Source organism: Thioalkalivibrio sp. AKL7 (assembly GCF_000381705.1).
In the GTDB taxonomy this organism is placed as follows: domain Bacteria; phylum Pseudomonadota; class Gammaproteobacteria; order Ectothiorhodospirales; family Ectothiorhodospiraceae; genus Thioalkalivibrio; species Thioalkalivibrio versutus.
Window position 1 is genome coordinate 174,978 of the sequence record NZ_KB906947.1, and the last position, 21,591, is coordinate 196,568.

The following is a 21,591-nucleotide window of genomic DNA, read 5'->3' on the forward strand; positions in this document are numbered from 1 at the left end:
ACGGGATTGGAATCCGAAATGGCCCCGGGGTGTGCGAGGGTGCGCGACCGGGGTTTCCGCTTTGCACGGGATACGGCTTGCGCGCATGGTCTGAAGGGCGATCATGTTCCAAAAAGCAGTGTTCGGTCGTCCCGGGGCATATGAGCGGATCAATCAGTCGCGTGTGCGGACCTGCCGGAGGCGGTCTGATGAGGTAGCCCGGCACCGGTGGGCTGCTTGCCGACGTAGCGGCGCAGCCCTGGCCTGGCCGTACATCTTCTGGGTACGGGCTGTGATGTGGGTTGGCTTATCCCGTCGCAGGTCTTTTTGGTGGCGGATCGTTCATGCACAACGGCGGAAGTCGGGTGAACGAGGGGGCCGGATCCGGAGGAGAACGGACCATTGCGAACTTGGGTCTAGCTCATAACTATGCCTACAGTGGAGGGATTTATCGCGGCTGGAAACCGGCCGTCCGATTCTTGCAAGGAGCACGAGCATGTCAGCAAGCCAACAAGTCAGGGAACTGCTGCGCAGCGCTGACGTCGAGGTCGGCGGCGAGCGGCCCTGGGATGTTCAGGTCCACGACGAGCGGCTGTATCAGCGGATTCTGGCCGAGGGGTCGCTCGGGACCGGCGAGGCCTACATGGATGGCTGGTGGGACGTCGAGCGGCTGGACGAGTTGTTCTTCCGGATCCTCCGGGCGCGCCTGGAGCGCAAGGTGCGCAGCCCCGCGGTGCTCGGCCGGGTGCTGCTGAGCTGGCTCGCCAATGAGCAGAGTCGAGGGCGCTCGCGGCGGGTCGCGGAGCAGCACTACGACCTCTCGAACCGGCTCTACGAGGCCATGCTCGGGCCGACCATGCAATACACCTGCGCCTATTACGGCCCCGACGGGGCTGACGCGACCCTGGACGAAGCCCAGCGCGCGAAGCTGGACCTGATCGCGCGCAAGCTGCACCTGGAGCCGGGTATGCGCGTGCTCGAACTGGGCGGCGGGTTCGGCGAGCTGGCCCGGTTTCTGGCCGCCGAGCACGGCTGCGAGGTGGACAGCTACAACATCAGCAGCCAGCAGGTGGAGTACGCGAGAGGACTCTGCGAGGGCCTGCCGGTCGATGTCCGGAAGCAGGACTACCGCGAGGCCGCCAACGAATCCCGGCAATACGATCGTGTCGTGAGCATCGGTCTGATGGAGCACGTCGGCCCGAAGAACTTTCGCGCCTTCTTCGAATTGGCCCGGGCCCGCCTGAAGCCCGCTGGCCTGATGCTGCTGCACACCATCGGGGGCAACGTCAGCTGCGTTCGTACCGACCGCTGGATCGCCAAATACATCTTTCCCGGCGGCGTGATCCCGTCCGAGGCGCAGCTCACCCGGGCCAAGGAGGGTTTGTTCGTGCTCGAGGACTGGCACAACTTCGGTCCGGACTACGACCGCACCCTGATGGCCTGGGACGACAATTTCGTCGCCGCCTGGCCGGAGCTGAAACAAAGCGAAGGGCTGGACGAGCGCTTCTACCGGATGTGGCGCTATTACCTGCTCAGCTGTGCCGGCGCGTTCCGGGCGCGCCATCTGAATCTCTGGCAGCTCGTGCTCAGCCACGGGGATCTGCCGCGTTACGAGCCGGTCCGATGAGCAGCGCCGCCTGGGCCGCCCACCGCAATCGTGTGGAGGCGATGGCCGCGGCGCTGGCCGGGTCGGACGGACCGGTGCGCCTGAGAAAGTCCACCAGCAACCTGTTCAGGCCGCGCCAGGAGGCCCGCCGGACCGAGATCGACGTGGCTTCGCTCAACCACGTGATCGAGATCGACGCCGAGGCCGGCGTTGCCGAGGTGGAGGGCATGACGACCTATGCCGACGTGGTCGACGCAACCCTGCCGCACGGTCTGGCACCGGCCATCGTGCCGGAACTCAGGAGCATCACGGTCGGCGGCGCGACCTCCGGGATCGGCATCGAGTCGGGCGCGTTCCGCTACGGCCTGGTGCACGACACGGTGGACGAGCTCGACGTCATGGTCGCCGACGGCCGCGTGTTGACCTGCTCGCGCGAGCAGCGCCCGGAACTGTTCTACGGCTTTCCGAACTCCTACGGCAGCCTCGGTTACGCCACGCGGGTCCGGCTGCGGCTGATCCGGGTGCAGCCTTATATCCGGCTGGCGCACACCCGCTTCCACGATCCCGAGGAACTGTTCGCGGCGATCGCCGAGGAATGCGCGCACCCGACCTGCGCGTTTCTCGATGGCGTGTACTTCGCCCCCGGCGATTTCGTGCTGACCCGCGCGCATTGCGTGGAATCGCCGCCGGCGGACACCGAGGCCAGCGACTACACCTGGATGCGACAGTACTGGCAGAGCCTGCGCGAACGGCGCGAGGATTATCTGAGCATCCACGACTACCTCTGGCGCTGGGACACCGACTGGTTCTGGTGCAGCAGGAATGTCGGCGCCCACCTCAAGCCGGTGCGGCTGCTTCTGGGGCGCAAGCGCCTGTCGAGCGTGACCTACCAGAAGATCATGCGCGCCAGCCGCCGCTGGCCGCTGAGCCTGCTCCACGCCGTGCGCCCGCGCAGCGAGGCGGTGATCCAGGACGTCGACATCCCGATCGCCAGCGCCGCGGCGTTTCTGGCCGATTTCGAGGCCGAAATCGGTATCCGCCCGGTGTGGATCTGCCCGTTTGTCGTACCCGAGGCCGGGTTCTCGTTGTTCCAGCTGCGTACCGATACCGCGTACATCAACTTCGGCTTCTGGGACATGGTCCGCTCCAGCGAGCCCGACGGTTATTACAACGCTCGGGTCGAGGCACTGGTTGCGAAACACGGCGGCAAGAAAAGCCTGTACTCGCGCAGCACCTACGACGAAGCCACCTTCTGGCAGAACTACGACCGCCCGGCCTACGAGGCCCTCAAGCGCGAATGCGATCCCGAAGGGCGCTTTCCGGGACTCTATGAAAAGGCGGTGCAACGGGGCTGAGGCCGGTTGGGTCTCGAGGCCGGAACCGCTCGTCCACACCCTGGTGCGTCGCGCGCCGGGAAACCGCGGCGACCGGCAAGAGCGCGATCGACGGTCAATGCAGCGTTGCGCGTCCAGGGTGCCGTGGGCCGACCCCGTTAACGCGGCACGCAAAATGAGTTAACGGATGCTTTGACAGGGGGCGGGGAGTCGGTAGAATACGCGGCTCGAAGACGACAGGCGCGTAGCTCAGCTGGTTGAGCACTACCTTGACATAGTAGTCCGCGTCCTCAGGCCCTCCCTCGAAATTCCCATATTCAAGGCCTTACGAGGCATCTGAAGTCATCCCAGATCCCCTGTTGGGCTCAAAACGTCTCTAATTGTGTCTCAAGAAAAGATCCCGAGTCTGTGCCATTGTGGCACTCTAGAGTGAACACCACTCAGCACAGACTAGCCCATGCCACAGAGACGCAAGCCTGAATGGAAACAGGTGCCCTTCGACAGCATCGTTGTTCCACCGAATAGCCCTCAAGCACGACTCCCAGAAGCAGCCATCAGGGTCGCGATCCAGAAGCTTTCGCCACACCTTTCGACGCTCGAGTTACTCCATCCGATAGTTGTTGACCAGACAGATATGAGCCTTTGTGGGGGCCACCGAACCTACCGAATTATCCGCGCATTGGCCGACAATCCGGGCCGTCTTACGTGGGTCGTATCGGCCTCCTTCCAGAACTCCGAGATGGTCGCGGTGCTCGACGAATTGGTGTGTCCGCTCTTGGGCTCACCAACGGACGAAGAGACGATTTCCCGGTACCTAAAGGCTGCAGATCAGAACGAGAAATGGCTGCGTTTCATATGGGTTGATCCCACACGGGAGGGGATCGCGGATTTCTTGGGGGTAAGCAGGCAGACGGTGCAGCGAGTGGCAAGAAAACGGGCCAGTGAAAGTGGCTAATGAGCGGGTCGTTGAGGCGATCTCCCAACGGTTGGGACCCGATCTATGTCGGATTCAGGACACTTTCAAAAGCGATTTGCAGCTACCCAAAACGCTCGAAGGGCTGTTGCTTGTAGCTGAAAACCTGGTGAATCTCGAGCCGAAGCTGTCTTTGTTAGAACAGCGTTTCGGGCACAGAACGAAGCTGATTGTCCGATGGGCTCGAGAAGTGGACGGGCTCAAGTCGGACCAACGTCTTGTTGACAAGTACAAGGTACATTTCTACGGGAGTCGGGAAGGCGATCGAATACGCCCAGCCGTGCAGGGCGTGTACACGGAGCATGGCGTTTGGGCTGCGATGTGGTTTCAGTTCTGGGCTCCGGATCCCAGTTCCAAGCTAGCCGAGGCGTATGCGTGGCTGCAGGCTCAGCTCCTTGTCGCATCAGTCTTGGCCGAAAGGAATTGGAGGGAGACGGAGGATCTTCGGAATCCGCGACGTGCCGCAGGTCGGCTGATACGGAACCTCCATGATTGGCATACGGAGTGGCTGCTTACGCGGCTTGAGGGTGTTTGTCATGAACCCCGCGCCTTAGCCAAAGCCGTAATCCACGAAGGCAAACGAACCTCTCCCGATTGGTATGAGGAGAAGGTGCAGAACGGTGAAGCCAAGGCCAAAGGCAAAGGACCGTACCGATCATTGCCTTCGGACCTCAAAGCGTTCGGGAACCTGCTTTCGATTGCCTACGGATTTGCGGACGACGCTTCTGACGGCGATCCGAAAAGGCGTGGGAAACGGACTGAGAATGGCCGGCTGCCAGCCCAGTTTCTGTACCCACACCACGCCATGTATTGGTCCATCCTCAAGCGCCTAGAGGATGTGCAACTGTGGAAAGAATCAGGTACCGAGCTGGGGTTCTACGTTCCGGGGACCGAAGCTCGCAATGAGCTGCTGGATGCGGCCATCGATCCTGCCGAGTTCGGCGATCCAGAAGGCGCGGCGATTGCGATTGAGGATGTCTTGGGTTTTGATCCCGGCATATCGGATCTCGGCTCGTTGCCGCACCTTTCGACAGTCTTCGCGAAGGCTGCCCACAGGGGACGACATATCGCGGTCCAAAATCAGCGACTCCGGGTTGCGCGATCGCGGCCCAGGCTACTTGAGATCAAGCGCCTCGTTACGGGTCTGAACGACGTTTACAGGATGGCGCGTTCCAGCGAACTGCCCGGCGCTGTCTCCGCGTCTGAAGGCGAAGAGATTTGTCGGGCGGTGGAGTTCGCCGCGGCGTGTCTGGTCACGGGTACGCTCGCACACACTGTCAGGAATGCTCGAATCGTCAAGGTCGCGGATGAAGATGAGCATCCGCCGAACCTCAATATCGACATAGCCTCTGGGGTATGGGTACGTAGCTACGAGGGTCCGGAGCGTGGTCGGTTTCGGGGGCTGGCAGCGACTGAGTGGGTGCCGAGCACGAAAACGGTCGTGATTCCGGATGCTTGGGGCGTTCTTCGATGGAAGACGGGTAGTATTGGCGGGAAGCCGTTCGCCATTCATCAACTGGCTACTTACGAAGGCGTATGGGGCCGCCATGTTCGGCCTTTACTCGGCCGGATGGGCGTGTCGGAGCGGCACCAAACGTTTGACGGGATGGCGGCCGTATTGCCGGCTTGGTTCAGAGGTCTCGAAGAAGGTGAACATATCGGGCCTTCAATGCTGTTCGGCCAGAGAGATCCGCTCGCGGCTACGCACCAGTTCTACACCGCCGTTAACCGTGAGAAGCTCGCGCAGAGGTTTCAAGAGGTCCTGGATGATCTGGGTGCCGCTATCGCACTTCCAACAGTCGATCAACGGAATGGCGCTGTTCTGGCTCGATGCCCGGCGGATTCAGATACAAAGGCAACGATTGACCCTAAAAAGAAAAGCTGGGTTGGGGATGATCGGACGCCAAGCATTACGCCGATGAGCAATGTTCTGCAGCAAGTCCGCGACTCGATCGCCGCCGCGCACGTTGGATCTGCGTATACGTTCCATAACCGGCTCGCCCTTTACACGGCATTGGCGTTGGTTCTCGTAACGGGGGCCCGCGCCATCCGTACCCCCATTCCAGACCTCACCGCGATCCATGGGCCGACCCGGACGCTATGCCTGCAAGAGAAGGACCGTGGTGACGGTTTGCACGCTCGTCTCGCGCTGCTGCCGCAACGGGTGTACGACCAGGTGCAGATCTATCTCGCCTGGCTGCAACGGAGCTTTCTTTCGGGTTCGTTGGACATGCCAACGGTGCTTCAAATCAAGGCGAGCAAAAGCCGGGATCGGAGCCGGTATGGGGCCGAGGGCTTCCCGCTGGACCTCAGAAAGTCGGTCTTTTTTTGGGAAAAAGGGGCGGCGGACGAGTGGCGTCCGGTGGAGTTGACCGGGAAAAGCCTGCAACAGCAGTGCGAGCAAGTGCGCAAGGATTCGTGGCCTATTGAGAACCAGGCACGCCATTTTCATCGGACCTATCTGACGGAGTTGGATGTGCCCTCGACGGTCATCAACACGATGATGGGGCATTGGCATTACGGCGAGGAGCCCTGGACCGCCTACTCGGCAATGGATCCGGTGCGGTTACGGAATGAAGTTGAACCGATTCTGGATCGGATGCTGGACCACCTGAAATTCGAGGTTGTCCGGATCTGATGTCTGACGCACCGGAAACCCGGCGGGTCTGTTCGCTCTGGCGTCATCTTGTGGAGCCGATGGAAGACCTGCTAGCCCAGAGGGATCATCTCTGGTGCGCTCGCGACGATCTTTCGCGGGATACCGGTTCGGCGCTTGGCAGAGTCATTTCGGCCATCGAAAAGCATCACCCGGAGGTCCTTAGGCGAGACCGGATTCCCAGGTCGGTCTGGTCCCGTGAACAGTTTGTGGCCCTGATGGACACGGTCCGTCGAGCGGCCCCGCGGGGGTCCTCTTTCCGCGCGCGCTGGCGGGTCGCCGAAGTGCTCGATGCCGGCAATCGATTGTGTGTGTGGAAAATCCCGCTGTATGACATTCCAGCTCCGCTCCCACCGCCCGGAAGACCGGTGTTTCGCCCTGACAGCTTCGAGCGCATGGTCCAGTACGAACCGTTGTGTGCGCGTTTCGTGGAGGGGGTGGGTGCCGATGTAGGAGGCCTCGATGATGGGCGCCTGGCTTGGGGGCAGATTCTCGGTTCGTTCCTCTTGTTCGGTGGGCTGGTTCAGCCAGCATGGCTTGCCGCGGTGCCGGATTCGCTCAAACATGCACCGGCTCACTTGCGTTGGCTGGATGTCGAGCGGTCATTGCCCGACAACCAACGACCGGTGATTCGTCGGCATTACCTGGATCCGATCACGCGTTCGGTGGTGATGCACTGGAGAGACGTTGGTTGGCCGGAGATGCCTCCTGGTAAGGGGCGGAGCCCGGCGTTTCTCAGTCGCGTGATTGGTTCCTACTTGCGGCGTTTGGACCCCAGCCTACGGATTCCGGACAACTGGACGGAATTGCGCGACTTCGTCGAAACCCGCCTGGCCTTGTACGTCTCGCCGCACCTGATGGGGTACGCCACGGGCTTTTATAACTCCGTATCGTTGTCGCCGGAAGTAATTCAGCGAATAGAGTTCCCGCCTGGTCAGGTGCCTTCGGGCGAAGGACTCGTCACTGCTGACTCTGAAGGCGTAGTGCCAGTAGGACAGCCGGCTGCTGGTGAAGATTCTGACAGCCAGGGCAGGCAAATTGCCCCGCCCGCGGGCCCCTGGATTCGCGAATTGGGAAGCGCAATCCGTGGGGGATCGGCGGCGGACCCGAAACGTGTGGCGGCCTGGCTTGAACGCCAAGCGAATGGTGAGGGCTCTGGGCCTGACTCGGTACCACCGAGTGTCGTGAGGATGGGAGAGTGGGCCCAGCGTTGGCTGTTTTCGAGTCGTGCCGGTGCCCGACCCATGAAACCCAAGACGGCCTACGATCGCTTCAATGCGTTGGCCGTCCCTCTCGCCGGCTTTCTCGGCAACGAGGATCCGGCCACGTTCGAATGCGTGGACGACTTCGTGGAGGTCTACACCGCAGTCCTTGAAACAGTCGATACCTTATCAAAGCGCAAGCGGTTAGCCGCAGCTCTGGCGAGCTTTCATGATTTCCTGCGGAACGCGCACGGGGCACCAGACATTGCGTCGGCGGGTCTCTTCACGGTGCGCGGGCGCCAGCCCCACGCTGTCGATGCGAATTTCATCGAACCGCGAGCGTTTGAATGGGCGGTACGCTGGTTGGACTATCGATACGCCGAGGATCCTGAGCTGCGGGAGAGCCTCGTTTTGATCGCGTGTCTCGGGTATTTCGCGGGCCTGCGGCGCTCTGAGGCGATTGGGCTGCTCATCGGTGATCTTGATGGCGAACCCGCCTGGGACTGCGTCGTGCGACCGAACCGAAATCGGGGGCTCAAAAGCTCAAGCGCGCACCGAGTCGTCCCACTGGGCGTGCTCCTGCCTGCGCGATACCTGAATCGACTGCAGAAGTGGTGGGCTGAGCGTCGAAAAACGATGCTCGCGGAAGGTGGCGATCCTGCGACGGCGCCGCTGTTCGACCGTCCCCGAAAAAAGGGAGCGGAAAACGACAATCTGCGGCGCTTCGATCGGGACCTGGAACGAGTTACCGATGCCTTAATACGGGTGACGGGAGATGGGGGGTTGCGTTATCACCACCTGCGGCACTCGTTCGCCAATCAGCTCCTGCTCGCGTTTTGGCGGCACGAGCACCGCGATGATGCGCTGGTGGTCGAACGGCTTGATCCCCTGATCGGTTTTGAAGACGTCGCGACGTTACGAACAACCCTCCTTGGCGACTCCCCGGTACAGCGCCGCAGCCTGCGGCTGATCAGTGCCTTGATGGGGCATCTGACGACCGAGATCACGATGAATCACTACATTCATCTGACGGATCTTGTTTGGGGGCAAGCCGTTCGGGGAGCGCTTCCCTCGCTCGAATTCCATGATGTGGCTCGAATACTGGGTGTGTCTCTCAAGCATGTTCAGCGAAGCGAGCGAACCTTCCAAACGGGGAACCCGGTACTGCTGCTTGAAAGGATGCTGGACCGTCATCTCGGCAGCCCTGTCCTCGCGGACATGGATGCAGGAAAGCCCAAGCAGCTACTCCCGCCGCGTGATCCTCATGCAGCACTTCTGTCCTTAACTGACCACCTGAATCGCGCTTCGCAGGACGATTCAAAAGTCGTTCATTTCGTGGGACCTTGGCAAGGGCCCACTCTCGATGTGTTGAGGGCCTGGATATCGGACGTTCCGGAGCACTTTCGCAGACCACGCACGGGGCGCCATGAACGGATCATTGCTCCACCCAGGACTCAGCAGGGGCTGGGTTTATCGAAGGAAGCGGTCCAGTTACTCCTGGGTGTGAAAGGCGCCTGGGGCAAAGAAGAACGCGCCCGGCTGCTTCGGATCTTTCTGTCAGGGAAGCTGGCGAGTGGTCCGCTCGACGTTGTCCTGGCGACCTTGCCAGCGCTGGATCTTTGGGTGCGGTTCCTCCGAGAGATCCAGCTCGATGATGCCTTCGAATACATGCATTTCTCAGGTAAGGGTGGAGGCCGAGAAACGCCGATGGGGCAGTATCAATACTGGGCGCAGCGCGCACCGGTCGCACTCGAGTCTGGTGACGCCAATCCCGAGCCGTTCGCGGAGAATCTCCCCGAGAAACGAAAAGGCGTTGTGATTGCCCGGCACCGACGAAGTGGCGAGGCTGGCCGGCACCGCTGGGTGTACGGGGTTTGTTGGGCACTCGTTATGCTGAAGGCGAACGACGAGCATCCAGAACTGGCACTGCTGACGCCATAGCGTGTGGTCCGGGCCTTTGGCTTATACGGCTCGCGCTGTCTCGAGCACCTGGGCTCTCCACTTTTCGGGAAGCGCGCCGGGGGTGACGACGTCGACTTCCACCCCGAGCAGTTCAGTCAATTCAACGCGGATTGCACCGATGTCCAGTAGAGAGGTCTCTTCAGTCGGATCGACGAGCAAATCCAGATCGCTTCCTGGCTTGTCGTCTCCACGGAGAACGGAGCCAAAGACGCGAGCGTTCCTGGCGTGGTGCCGCTCGACGATCTGCCGGACCGCGGCGCGATGATGCCTGAGTGCGACTGATGGTCTCACGGCTCGATTACCTGTCAATCCTATGGCTCAGCTTAACTCTTGGAGTTCTGACAGCCGCTGGTGGATAAGCCGCTGTTTGGCGTATGCGCTTTCAGATTGGTCTCCCGACCCATTCATACGGTTAGACGGGCACTCCATCATGGAGCGTATCGGCGCATCTGCCCGACGAGCACGCCTTGGATCTCGAGTGCTTCCGCGTCAACGGTCAGTGGGTTATACGCCGGATTCTCTGCATGAAGCAGGACGCCGTCCGGCGTCTGCTCGATCCGTTTAAGCGTGGCTTCTTCGCCATTGATCAGAGCGACCACGACGTCACCGTTGCTCGCGTGGCTGCGGGACTCGATCACGACCCAGTCGCCGTCCAGGATGCCGGCGTCCTGCATGGAGTCGCCCTTGACCTCGAGGACGTAACACTCGCCTTGGCCGCGAAGGGCCTGAGGGACCTCGACGGGTTCCGGATGCGCCAATGCCTCAATCGGTTGTCCGGCGGCGATGCGTCCGAGAAGCGGCAGGGTGTCGGGACCCCAGGAACCCGTTGCGGCCGCTTCGTCTTCCGGCGGGAATGACCCTTCCAGGCCATCAGCCAGGCGGATCCCTCGATGGCGGCCACGGGCGGGCTTTACATAGCCGGCCGCTTCCAGGGCGCGGATGTGCTTGTGAAGGGATCCCCGTGAGCTCAGGCCCAAGGTCTCGGCCAGTTCATCCAGACTCGGCGCATGGCCCTCGGCGGCGAAGCGCTGCAGGGCTTCGAGCACGCGACGCTGGTGCGGGGTCAGTGCCTCCATGGCATCCGTTCTCCAGGATCGTGATCGCACAGGCAAGAGAACATTGTTCTCCCTTTGTTCTCCGGGCTATGATCGCCACTGTACGGCTCCCGCGAGAAGATTGCCATGACCGAACCGGCGCGCGTCCTCCCCGAAGTCCCCGAACCCGAGCTGCGCGCGGAAGTCCCGGTCGCAGAAGGGGGTGCGCGGCGGCTGGTCGAGCGCATCAAAGAACGCTACGCCACGCGCATCACGGGCGAGCTGGTCCTGCCCGCGCGGCACGCGCAGTACGCGGATCTGCCAGTGGATCTGGACTCGGCCATTGCCGGCGCGCTCCGATCCCGGGGCGTCGAGCAGCTCTACAGCCATCAGCGCGCCGCCTGGGACCAGATCCGCGCCGGACAACACACGGTGGTCGTGACCCCGACAGCGTCCGGCAAGACGCTTTGTTACAACCTCCCGGTGCTGCAGGCAGCCCGCGAGCAGAAGGCCAAGGCGCTGTACCTGTTCCCGACCAAGGCGCTCTCGCAGGACCAGGTCGCGGAGCTCATGGAGCTCAATGAGGCCGGGGACCTGGGAGTCCGTGCCTACACGTTCGACGGCGATACCCCGGGGGATGCCCGCAAGGCGGTGCGCACCCGTGGCGACATTGTCGTGACCAACCCGGACATGCTCCACCAGGGGGTCCTGCCGCACCACACCAAGTGGGCCCAGTTCTTCGAGAGCCTGCAGTACGTGGTGATCGACGAGACCCATACCTATCGCGGCGTGTTCGGTTCGCACGTGGCGAACGTCATGCGGCGGCTGCGCCGCATCTGTCGCTTCTATGGCGCGGACCCGGTGTTCATCATGAGCTCGGCGACCATCGCCAACCCGGAAGAACTCGCCTCGGGCCTGATCGGCGAGCCGGTCACGGCGATCACCGAGAGCGGGGCACCGGCGGGGGAGCGCCATCTTCTGCTGTGGAACCCGCCGGTGGTCAATGCGGATCTCGGCATCCGCGCCTCGGCCCGATCCCAGGTCACGCGCATCGCGCGTATGGCCCTGCGCGGCAAGCTCACCACCATCATCTTTGCGCGCACCCGGCTGATGGTCGAGGTGATCACCCGCTACATGAAGGACGTGTTCGACAACGACCCGCGCAAGGCCTCGCGGGTCGCTGCCTACCGGGGCGGCTATCTGCCCAACGAGCGGCGCCAGACGGAGAAGGCCCTGAGAAGCGGCAGCGTGGACTGCGTGATCGCCACCTCCGCGCTGGAGCTGGGCGTGGACATCGGCAGCCTGGATGTCTGCCTGCTGACCGGGTATCCCGGCACCATCGCCAGCACCTGGCAGCGCCTGGGCCGCGCGGGCCGGCGCAACCGCCCGTCGCTGGGCGTGCTGGTCGCCAGTTCCGATCCGCTGGATCAGTACATCATCCGCAACCCGGAGTTCTTCTTGGGGCAGTCCCCGGAGCAGGCGCGGATCGCGCCGGACCAGCTCCTGATCCTGCTGGATCATGTGCGCTGCGCCGCCTTCGAGCTGCCATTCCGGAAGGGCGAGACCTTCGGTGGCGAGGACCTGGAGTCTTTGCTGGCCTACCTGGAAGAGCAGGGCGTGCTGCACCGCGAGTCCGACACCTGGCACTGGACCGAGGACAGCTATCCCGCCCAGAGCGTCAGCCTGCGTTCCGTCGCCGAGGGCAACTTCGTGGTGGTGGATACGACCGAAGGCCAGCAACAGATTATCGCCGAGGTGGACTTCTCCAGTGCGGCCGAGACGCTGTACGAGGGCGCGATCTACCTGGTGCAGGCCGTGCCCTATCAGGTCGAACGCCTCGACTGGACCGGGCGCAAGGCGTTCGTCACGCGCACCCGCGCCGACTACTACACCGACGCCATCGACTACACGCGCCTCAAGATCCTCGACGACTTCGAGCGCAGCCCGGCCGGCCAAGGCGAGGCGGCCCGTGGCGAGGTCCACATCGTCCGGCGCATCCCGGGCTACAAGAAGATCCGCTACTACACCCACGAGAACATCGGTTACGGCAACATCCACCTACCGGACCAGGAGATGCACACCACGGCCGTCTGGTGGCAGATGGCCCCCGAGGCCCTGGAGCAGCGCTTCGCATCCCGCCACGAGGCCCTGGACGGGTTTCTCGGCGCGGCCTACGCCATGCACCACGTGGCGGCACTGGTGGTGATGTCCGAGCCGCAGGATCTGGGCCGGGCGGTCGGCGATGGCGATGCGCGCTGGTTTGCGACCGTAGGATCGAACGGCCGCGGCCAGCTGCGCACCCTCGATGGGGGCGAGTGCGATCCGGAGCAGGAAGGCCGGTTCCGCCCGGCCGTGTTTCTGTATGACCACCATCCCGGCGGTGTCGGGCTGTCGGCACCGCTGTTCGACAACCGGGACCGGGTCATCCGCGATGCACTGAGCCTGATCCGGCAGTGCGACTGCGCCCACGGCTGTCCGGGCTGCATCGGTCCGATCCTCTCGAGCGACGAGGTACGCGGGTTTTCGCCGAAACAGGCCGCGATCACGGTCCTCGAAGGCCTGGAATCCCATGGGGCTGCATGACCGGCTGAACACCCTGCGCCGCCAGGCGGGCAGTCAACCGCCGGCGCCCGGCCGAACTTCAGCCGAGGCCCACGCCCCGGCGTCCGAACCAGCATCCGGCAACGTGCTGGACGAGATCCGGGCGCGACTGGACCGAATGGGCGTCGCGGGAACGGGGCGTACCCGCGCAACCCCGCCACCCTCCAGTGCCGCCGTTCGACCCGATGAACTGGCGAAGCGCCTGGACGGCGAGCTCATCGACGAGCATCTGGTCCGGGTCGATCGCATCATCGCGGCGAGCCACGCCCATGGACGCCACACGCTCGAACTCGCCCGCGAACCGGCGAGCCCTTTCTGGTCATCCGACCAGCGGGTGGGTTTCATCGACACCGAGACCACGGGTCTCGCCGGCGGTGCCGGCACCGTCGCCTTCATGGTGGGATTGGCGACGCTAGAGGGAGGCCAGGTCCGCCTGCGCCAGTGGTTGATGACCGCGTTCGCGGGGGAGGGGGCGCTGCTGGCCGCCGTGGACGCGGCCCTTTGCGATTGCGACCACCTGGTCAGCTTCAACGGCAAGACCTTCGATCTGCCGTTATTGCGGGATCGGCGCCGTATGCAGCGCCGACCCGATGTCCCCGAGACCGCGCACACCGATTTCCTTCACCCGGTGCGTAGCCTGTACGGGCACGCTTGGCCGGACTGTCGCCTGCGCACCGTCGAGGAACGCCTGCTTGGCCTCGACCGGCAGGACGACTTGCCGGGGTCCGAGGCCCCGTGGGCCTGGAAGGCCTATCTCAGCTTCGGGCGCAGTGAGGATCTCGAGCGCGTGGTCCAGCACAACACCGATGACATCCTCTCCCTCACGCTGCTGGGACCGGCGCTGGCCAGCGTCCTGGCGCAGCCCGACGTCCATGAGGCGTCGGTCGAGGGCGCAGCACGCCTGATGGAGCGCCTCGATGGCCCCGCGGCGGCTCGGCGGCTGCTGGAACGCCACCAAAAGAGCCTGTCGGCGCCGGGCCTGCTGTGGCTCGCTCGCGAATGGCGGCGAGAGGGGCGATTCGACCAGGCGGTGCCCGTTTGGGAAGCGCTGGCCGAGCGGGGCGTTCAGGAGGCACTGGAGGCGCTGGCCAAGTACCACGAACACCAGCGCCGGGACTGGGAGCGGGCGCTCCGGTACGCTGAGCAACTGGAACCTGGACCTCGCGCCGATGGGCGTCTAGAAAGACTTCGAATGCGACATGAGGCGGCTACCCGGTAAGGCGATACCGAATGTGCGGACGATTTGCGCGCTACAGCGCGACCAGCGAGCTGGCCATGCGGTACTTCCAGGTGCCGGTGGACGAGGGATTCGACGCCCCTCGGTACAACGTTGCCCCGGGCACCGACATTGAGGCCTTTCGGGCGGGGGAGGAAACGCCGGCCGCGTTTCAGCCGATGCACTGGGGGTTCCGGCCCAAACGGGTAACGGATGGGCCGCGGCCCATCAACGCCCGCGCCGAGAAGGTAGCGAGCAGTCCGTATTTCCGCAGTGCCTTCGCGCATCGGCGCTGCATCGTCCCGGCGGATGGCTGGTACGAGTGGCAAAAGACCGAAGAGGGCAAGCAGCCGCATTTCATCACGTTGACCGACGACGCGACGCAGGACGTGCTGTTCCTGGCGGGCATCTGGGCGCCGACCGCGGACGGAGGGGCCTGCTGCGCGATCATCACCGAGCCTGCGTCCGAACACCTGGCGCATATCCACGACCGACAGCCACTCGCGCTGGACGCGGAATGCCGATGGGATTGGCTGGATCCCGAGATCACCGAGCGTGAGCAGGTCCGCCATATCGCTCGCCGTATGCCGCCCTCCGCTTTGCGGGCGTATCCAGTTTCCACCCGAGTGAATCGTCCGGCGAATGACGATCGGTCCGTGCTTGATCCTGTAGATCCAGCCTAATCCCCGGGCGTAATCTGGGATCCTACCTACACACTCGCAGGAGGCACCATGAGCAGCTATATTTTGATCGGTCTCATTGCGGTGGGAACAGCATTTATTGTGGGCTTGGCGATCTGGCTGGAGCGTCGACGGTGATTCCCTCTCCGTAACCGGTATCCCGATGGTTTCGCGAGACTGCCGATCGGCTTTGCCGCGAGTTTCTACGGGCGCAGACGCTGAGTAACCTTGCTCCCGAATCTCTGGCGCCACCCGTGCTACCGGGTGTGTGCCGAGCACCCCATCGAGCACTGCTGGATCTGACCCGGGATCAGGGGCTGTCCGTCAGTGTCCGTCAGGCGATGGGCGATATCTTGAAGTCGGGCCTGGTACCCGGTGCCCTTACCCGGCGATGCGTCGGTGCCGGCGCGTGTAGTTGGGTCGCAAGCGGCGTACGAGCGCGACGGCCTCGTCGGCGTCGTCGGCGCCGTAAACTCGATCGTCCGGGATATCTTCGTATCGCGTTCGACTGTCGATCGGTGCATCTGCAAGTCGCCCGCTCCAGCCTTCGCAACGGACCGCGACCAAAAGGCGTCTGTGGATCCAGGCGAAAGCGATCTCGGAGAGCGTTCCAGCGCCGCCACCTATGGCGATGACTGCATCAGACTGAGCCACCACGAGGTTGCGGGCATGATCGAGTCCGGTTGGGATGACAATGTCTGCGGCGCCCGAAACTTGGGGCGCGTCAGAGTTGCTGCCGGGAAGCAGACTGATGCAGGATCCGGGACTCCAATTCGTGGACTCCCGTCCGCCTCGGAGCGCTGCATCCATGGCGCCCCCCATGCCGCCAGTCATCACCGCAAAGCCATGATCGATTAACTTTCGACCCGTCCGATAAGCGATCGCAATGCGCGGATCGTCATCGGAGAGGCGCGCATCTCCCACGACAGAGATTATGGGGCGACGGGGCGTGTCGTTCATCGAGCCGTCTCCTTTCCCGGTGCGCCCTTTGCGATCAGTTTGGTGATTACGGCTTCCCGGCATGAGGTGCGGGACCGGTCGCGAGCCTCTCCCGGTTCATGCAGATAAAGGGGTTTGCGGATCCAGACCGGACGACGCGCCATTTCCACCATCGGCAGCATGAAGGCCCAGTCTGAAGCAATCTCGACATATTCGCCGTCGAGGCGCAGTGCATCGTCCGGTAGGGCATCGAAGAGGTCTTTACGAAAACTGCGTAGATGCTGCCAGACATTGCCGCCGCGATGGCGACGGGGATCCTCCAGGCGCACCGTGTAGTCGGCGCTCTTGTCGGTGCGCAGCATGGAGCCTACGGTCAGATCGGATCCGGCGTCATAGGCCTCGGCGAGATGGTCCAGCACATCGGGCCCGATCAGGTGGTCATCGGCATCGAGCGTCACCATTATCTGATCGGACCTTGCACACAAATGGCGCACAGCATAAACCGTGTTGGCCAGCAGGCCGGCGCGTCGACGCCGCGCGATGAAACTGGTCTGCGTCGTGTGGGGAGCGAGAATGCGCTGCTGTTCCTCGGCGATCCAAGGGTCTGAGGCATCGTCGATCACGACTGCACCCCAGTCACGACGATCCTGGAGCAGCACCGAATTCCAGCAGCGCCGGAATCGCTCCGGGCTTACATTCCGTCCGCAGATGATGAAGACGAAGCGCTCGTGCCGCTCCGGGTGGCGCCATTCGGCCAGTGATCCAGTCCACTCGATGTTGCCCCGTTGGACCGAGGGAACACGGCCGCGTGAGACGGCGGCTCGCACCTCTTCCCACGCGTCAATATCCATCTTTCGAGCATTCGGCGGATGTACGCAAAAATCTCGCCCGTCGCCGCCACGTAGCGAGGTACCCTGACCCTTCCGCACGGCCTCGTCCATGGCGCGATGCCATGAGAGGCTGGGCGCCCCACCTTTGGTCTCGTTGGGGAGCGGGAGGATCGCCCTCACGCGGTCCAGGCAGACGAGGCCGAGCCGGCTTTCGACCCTCCAAGGGCCGCGCGGCCCCTCGGCCGTCCATGGGCGGCTCTCGGCGTGTGCGATGGGAAAGCTTGCGGTTAACGCATTCGGATCCGCGTCCAGTGCCTCCAGCAACTCACGGATCGGGTCACGGATCGAGTCAGTGCGAGCGATCATCATATCGAGATCGGCATGGAGAACACGAGGCGCGCAGCAGGCATCGAACCCGGCCAACAGGGCGCCGGTGGCCGCCCCACCTGCACTGTGGCTGGCTGGCAGATCCAGTCCGAACCATCGGTGGTTGAGCGCGCGTAGCGCCTCAGCCGAGGAGGGTGCCTCCACAATACGGTCGATCTCGCCCTCAGCAAGAAGGCGCTTTGCAGCTGCGCGTAATGCGGTGAGGTCTCCGGCGGCGTGTGCTCGTGGGAAGTTATCAGTGCGTGTGTCGAGTGCGAGAACCGTCTCGCGGAACACCGCGGGTTCCTCCAGCGCGGCCAAGATGTCACGGACTTGGTGGTCCAGAGCTTCGGCGTCCATTGCGCACGCCTTGATCAGCAGGGACACCGACGGCTTCGGGGCGGACGTCAACTCCAACGTGAGTATGTCCGCCACGGTCTCGAAGCGGTCGAATTCGGTGCGGACGCGCTCATGTCGGCCGAGTACGCGTAACCCTGCGCGCATCAGGCGTCGGCGTAAAAGCCTTTCGCTCCGGTGTACCTCGTGGAGGACACGCCCTGTGGCATGCACCCTCTTTGTCCATGGTGCTGTGCCGCAATTGCAAGGAGGCGTAAGGGGCTCGGCATCGGCCACTCGCACCCGGTGTGCGTAAGCTGGGTGACAGACCGCAAATAGCACGCGCCCTTCCGGCGCGAGGGCAGCACGCAGATCATGCAGGACCGTATCCAACGCAGCGTCACCGATAAGACAGGCAACACGCCGGCAGATCACCAGATCGAATGGGCCCGTTGCAACAGCCTCTGCGGCGGAGATGGTCCTGCGCACGCCAAGTGGTTTTAGCTTATCCAGTCGCGCTGCGACATCCGGATCCGGGTCCCATGCAATAAGCTCGGCCCCGGCCCGCGCGAGCGTGGCGGCCTGCTTTCCCTTGCCAGCCCCGTAATCGAGAACCCGTGTCGGGCGCAACGCCAAGGCGCGCGTGATGGTCGGGTCGGGCGGCAGGTTCAGGCCAAGTCGTTCACGGACGGCCCGGATCAGGTTCTCATGGCCCTCAAGCTCCGGCAGATCCGCCTCGTGCAGGGAAAGACGTAACAGTTGATCAAGGTCCTCCCGCCACCACCATCGCCAGCAGAGCCAGGCTCGACGGCACATGCGCTGGAACTCAAGACTTATTGCTTCAGGATCATCGATTGGCAGCATGTCCGCGCCGTAGTCAATCAGCCGGACGGCGCCGTTCGCTACCCGCAGGTTTTTTGGATGCAGGTTGCGGCAGACGAGTCCCGCTCTGTGCAAGTCCGCGACCAATTCGACAAGCCCCGGGCCATGACCGCCGGTCCAGGGTCGAGACACTTCGAAGGGCAGGCTCAGAAGCCAACCTGAGCGTGTCCGCGTCAATGCCAAGGGCTTAATCAACGACGTTCCGGAAATGGGCGAATCGGTCAGTCCTTGCAGCACCGGCGTGGCTCTGGCTGCCTGTTCCGCGTTCCAGCAGTCGAAGAGCTTCCAGATTGTCCGACCGTCTGTGAACACGACGCCCTCCGACCCTTGTCCAAGCAACCGTAACGTTGCCTCAGCCTGGATATGGGGGACTATCGCAGTCCTTGCTGCTTTGACACGCGACTCCATTAGTAGGCTTGGGATCACAATGGCGCGATGGATTCGTTCGGCGTGCGCGGCGATATACGCGGGCAGTCCGGCGAGGAAATCCCGAACCTGAACAGGCCCGAGCGCACGTACCGAAGTTTCGATGCGCGTGAATTCGTACGGAGAAAACATTTGGAGCAGTTGTCGGGCTTGCGCGGCAAGCGCGATACGTGGGGCATGCCTTGGAGCTGCGTTCTGGCTCCATGCGAGAAGTTCCCGCGCCAGGCCTCGGACGCGGTGGAATGAGAGGCGGAGGGCGGCAAGGCGTTCCTCTTCGTACTTGTCGCAGAGGAACTCGACCTGCACCGAATTTTCGCCCGCGTCCTGCAAGGCACTGAATATTGCGAAACCGCGTAGATCGTCGGCGATTCCGGAGTGGTCGAGCGCATCGGGTGCGGGCGTATTACTTCGGTCATGGCGCACCGGGAATGGCACCGAAATTACGTGTCGACCGAAGCGTCGTTTCTGCATCAACGCCCAGATCATATCCGACCGGCGCGCTGGCCTGCCTTCAACTGTAGGAGACAGGTTGGGCAAATCCGCAAGGGCTTCGGGGTCGAAAATAAAGGTGTTTCCACCACGATGCAGGGCGTCTGCTGGTGCGAATGCTTCAATTTCCTCCGGTTCAGCCACCAACGTTCGAAGGGGGGCCTCGCCGGCAAGAATGCGCGGGATCATTGCCCCCAGCCGTACGAGTGCCGCGCCGCAACGTTCGTCGGGATGCATCGGTTCTAGGGCGAAGGGTGTTTCAAGCCGGTCGGTCTCAATGCGAGAGAGATCATGATAGTAGTCGCGCCGTCTGGCACGTAGTGCGGCATTGTGCGGCGCCGCCGGCGGAACCGGCGCTTCCTCGGGGTAGGAGGAAAGCCGGCGCACGTTCGCGAGAAGATCTACGAGCTGTCCCCGGACGCTGGCGACCGCAGGGAGTGGTGGCGCTCCGGTGTAGCTTCCGATGACGATGTCGGCTCCGGTCGCTCGCATCCGTCGCAGAGCCTGGCCGAGGCGAAGGGTCTGGCGCACTGGCCCGGAGGCTTGCGCAATGATGGGGTCGAGCCGCATGTCGTCATCGAGAATCCAGATTGCGCAGCCTGGTCGTTTCAGTGCCATGTGATAAAGGCAGGACTGCAGCGCCGTTCGCGCATCGGCTATGGCCAGCCGACCGCGTAGGTCGCTTCCCTCGGGCTGCCATTCGCCCGCTTCCGCAAGGCGTTCGAGCGAAGTCCGTCCAATGAGATGGATACGTAACCGCCCGCGCTTCTGCGAAACCATGGCGGCAAGCGCTTGTCCGGAGGTCGTTTCGGGCCGGTTCTCCAGTAGCAGCACATCGGGTGGCTCAAGCCCCTCTGCCTCGACCCGGTCTGCAAGGTCCTCAAGTAGCCGGGACAGCGCCAAGACACGCCGGTCGTCGGCGATGATGCCAACTAATAGAGGTGGTGTTTCAGCCTCCTGAGGAGGCGTCGGCGCACAAGTCGCCCCGTCTTCAACCGATGCGCAGGTTGGGCGCCAGTCGAAAAGGCGCGCTGCACGATCGAGATGCTTCTCGCGCGTCGCCGGTTGCATCATTGGCCCGTGAATGCGATCAAACATATCCAATCCGGCACGTTTCGCCTCCGAGCCGGGCGACGAGAGCCGAAGGCGCTCAGCGCAGGCGTGGTGCAGCACGCTCGGCACTGATGTGGTCGCATATCGCAATTCGGCTCGGCGGCAGAGGCGGATCCACAGGTCTCTGTCTGTGCAACTTTGCAGGGCCTCGTTGAACCCTCCAGCTTCGAGCAGGATGTCGAGTCGCGCGGCGAAAGTGGCGCCCTGAATGCCTGGATTGCGTTCCATGAAAAGGTCAGGAGACACCGAAGTGGGGGGGTCCACTCGGCTCGTGTCCCTCCCCGCCTCGACGCGCAGAAAGGGAACTGCGACAACCTCGGCACCTTCGCGGATGCGTGCCTCTATCGCGACGAGATGCTCGGGCAGCCATGCGTCATCGTCGTCGAGTATTGCGACGACGATGGCAGCCGGGTCGGGTGTAATGCGCGCGAGATGATCGAGCCCGGTGTTCAATGCGCCGGAAAGCCCCGGAGTGCGGCGATTGCGCAGGTATTGGGCGGTCGGGACAGCCGCGGTCATCCGACTACCGAGATCCGGTGATTTGCCGTCGTCGATCACAATGATCGCATCGGCGAGGCGCGACTGGGATTGTATGGAGGGCAAAGCGCGATTTAGCAGAAAATACTCACGCGCGCGTGTCGCCACCATGGCGACGATGGCCGGTCTGGGCATGGTTCCTCCGAGAAAGGACGAAATTTGTGTGCCGTCCCTTCGGGAGAGCATGGCGATCTAATGGCAGATCCAGTGCGTCTAATCCGCCATACCCCTATGGCCGAGAGAGCCTTCCGTTTGCAGGCAGGCAACTGGTGCGCAATTACAAATTGAATGTCTCATGCTGTCAAAAAGTGTCGACCTGCTCTCTGGGAAGTCTTAAGCACTGTGTTGGAGCCTGGTGGAATACCGATAGCTACACCACCCGGAACCCTTTATTCATGCGTGGACTTAATCCGGGGTAGTAGACAGGATA

11 protein-coding genes are annotated in these 21,591 nt (G+C 63.0%); 7 read left to right on the forward strand and 4 right to left on the reverse strand.

Features of this window, described 5'->3' with window-relative positions:
• Positions 1-475: 475 nt before the first annotated feature.
• The 4 genes from cfa (at position 476) to G315_RS14685 (ending at position 9,691) form a co-directional block, all read left to right on the forward strand.
• Entirely contained in the window at positions 476-1,606 is a 1,131-nt protein-coding gene (gene cfa / locus G315_RS0100775) for a cyclopropane fatty acyl phospholipid synthase (RefSeq protein WP_018145774.1), read from the forward strand.
• Positions 1,603-2,940 (forward strand): FAD-binding oxidoreductase, encoded by a 1,338-nt coding sequence (locus tag G315_RS0100780; RefSeq protein ID WP_018145773.1) that lies wholly within the window; start codon positions 1,603-1,605, stop codon positions 2,938-2,940. Before cfa ends, G315_RS0100780 begins: the two co-directional genes overlap by 4 nt.
• Positions 2,941-3,866: 926 nt before the next feature.
• Positions 3,867-6,530, forward strand: coding sequence for a hypothetical protein (locus G315_RS13670; protein ID WP_019611681.1), 2,664 nt, complete (start codon positions 3,867-3,869; stop codon positions 6,528-6,530).
• Positions 6,530-9,691, forward strand: coding sequence for a site-specific integrase (locus G315_RS14685; protein ID WP_231370696.1), 3,162 nt, complete (start codon positions 6,530-6,532; stop codon positions 9,689-9,691). The genes G315_RS13670 and G315_RS14685 overlap by 1 nt, the downstream gene beginning before the upstream one ends.
• Positions 9,692-9,712: 21 nt before the next feature.
• On the opposite strand, the gene G315_RS0100800 is transcribed toward G315_RS14685, so the two are convergent.
• Complete coding sequence (locus G315_RS0100800) at positions 9,713-10,003, reverse strand: nucleotidyltransferase family protein (protein ID WP_026338794.1); 291 nt, start codon at positions 10,001-10,003, stop codon at positions 9,713-9,715.
• Between the two features lie 137 nt (positions 10,004-10,140).
• Entirely contained in the window at positions 10,141-10,788 is a 648-nt protein-coding gene (gene lexA, locus G315_RS0100805; RefSeq protein ID WP_019611684.1) for a transcriptional repressor LexA, read from the reverse strand.
• Positions 10,789-10,893: 105 nt separating this feature from the next.
• On the opposite strand from lexA, the gene G315_RS0100810 reads away from it, so the two are divergent.
• Genes G315_RS0100810 through G315_RS0100820 form a run of 3 tightly spaced genes read left to right on the forward strand, consistent with a single transcriptional unit; the run spans position 10,894 to position 15,246 of the window.
• Entirely contained in the window at positions 10,894-13,329 is a 2,436-nt protein-coding gene (locus tag G315_RS0100810) for a DEAD/DEAH box helicase (protein WP_019611685.1), read from the forward strand.
• The gene (locus tag G315_RS0100815; protein ID WP_019611686.1) at positions 13,316-14,566 is read left to right on the forward strand and encodes a ribonuclease H-like domain-containing protein; all 1,251 of its coding nucleotides are present in this window, start codon (positions 13,316-13,318) and stop codon (positions 14,564-14,566) included. The genes G315_RS0100810 and G315_RS0100815 overlap by 14 nt, the downstream gene beginning before the upstream one ends.
• An 11-nt stretch (positions 14,567-14,577) precedes the next feature.
• Entirely contained in the window at positions 14,578-15,246 is a 669-nt protein-coding gene (locus tag G315_RS0100820) for an SOS response-associated peptidase (RefSeq protein ID WP_019611687.1), read from the forward strand.
• A 378-nt stretch (positions 15,247-15,624) separates the two neighbouring features.
• On the opposite strand, the gene G315_RS0100825 is transcribed toward G315_RS0100820, so the two are convergent.
• Positions 15,625-16,203, reverse strand: coding sequence for a hypothetical protein (locus G315_RS0100825; protein ID WP_019611688.1), 579 nt, complete (start codon positions 16,201-16,203; stop codon positions 15,625-15,627).
• Positions 16,200-21,296 carry a glycosyltransferase gene (locus G315_RS0100830; RefSeq protein WP_019611689.1) on the reverse strand — a complete coding sequence of 1,699 codons (5,097 nt, stop codon included), beginning with the start codon at positions 21,294-21,296 and terminating at the stop codon, positions 16,200-16,202. Before G315_RS0100830 ends, G315_RS0100825 begins: the two co-directional genes overlap by 4 nt.
• Between the last annotated feature and the right edge of the window lie 295 nt (positions 21,297-21,591).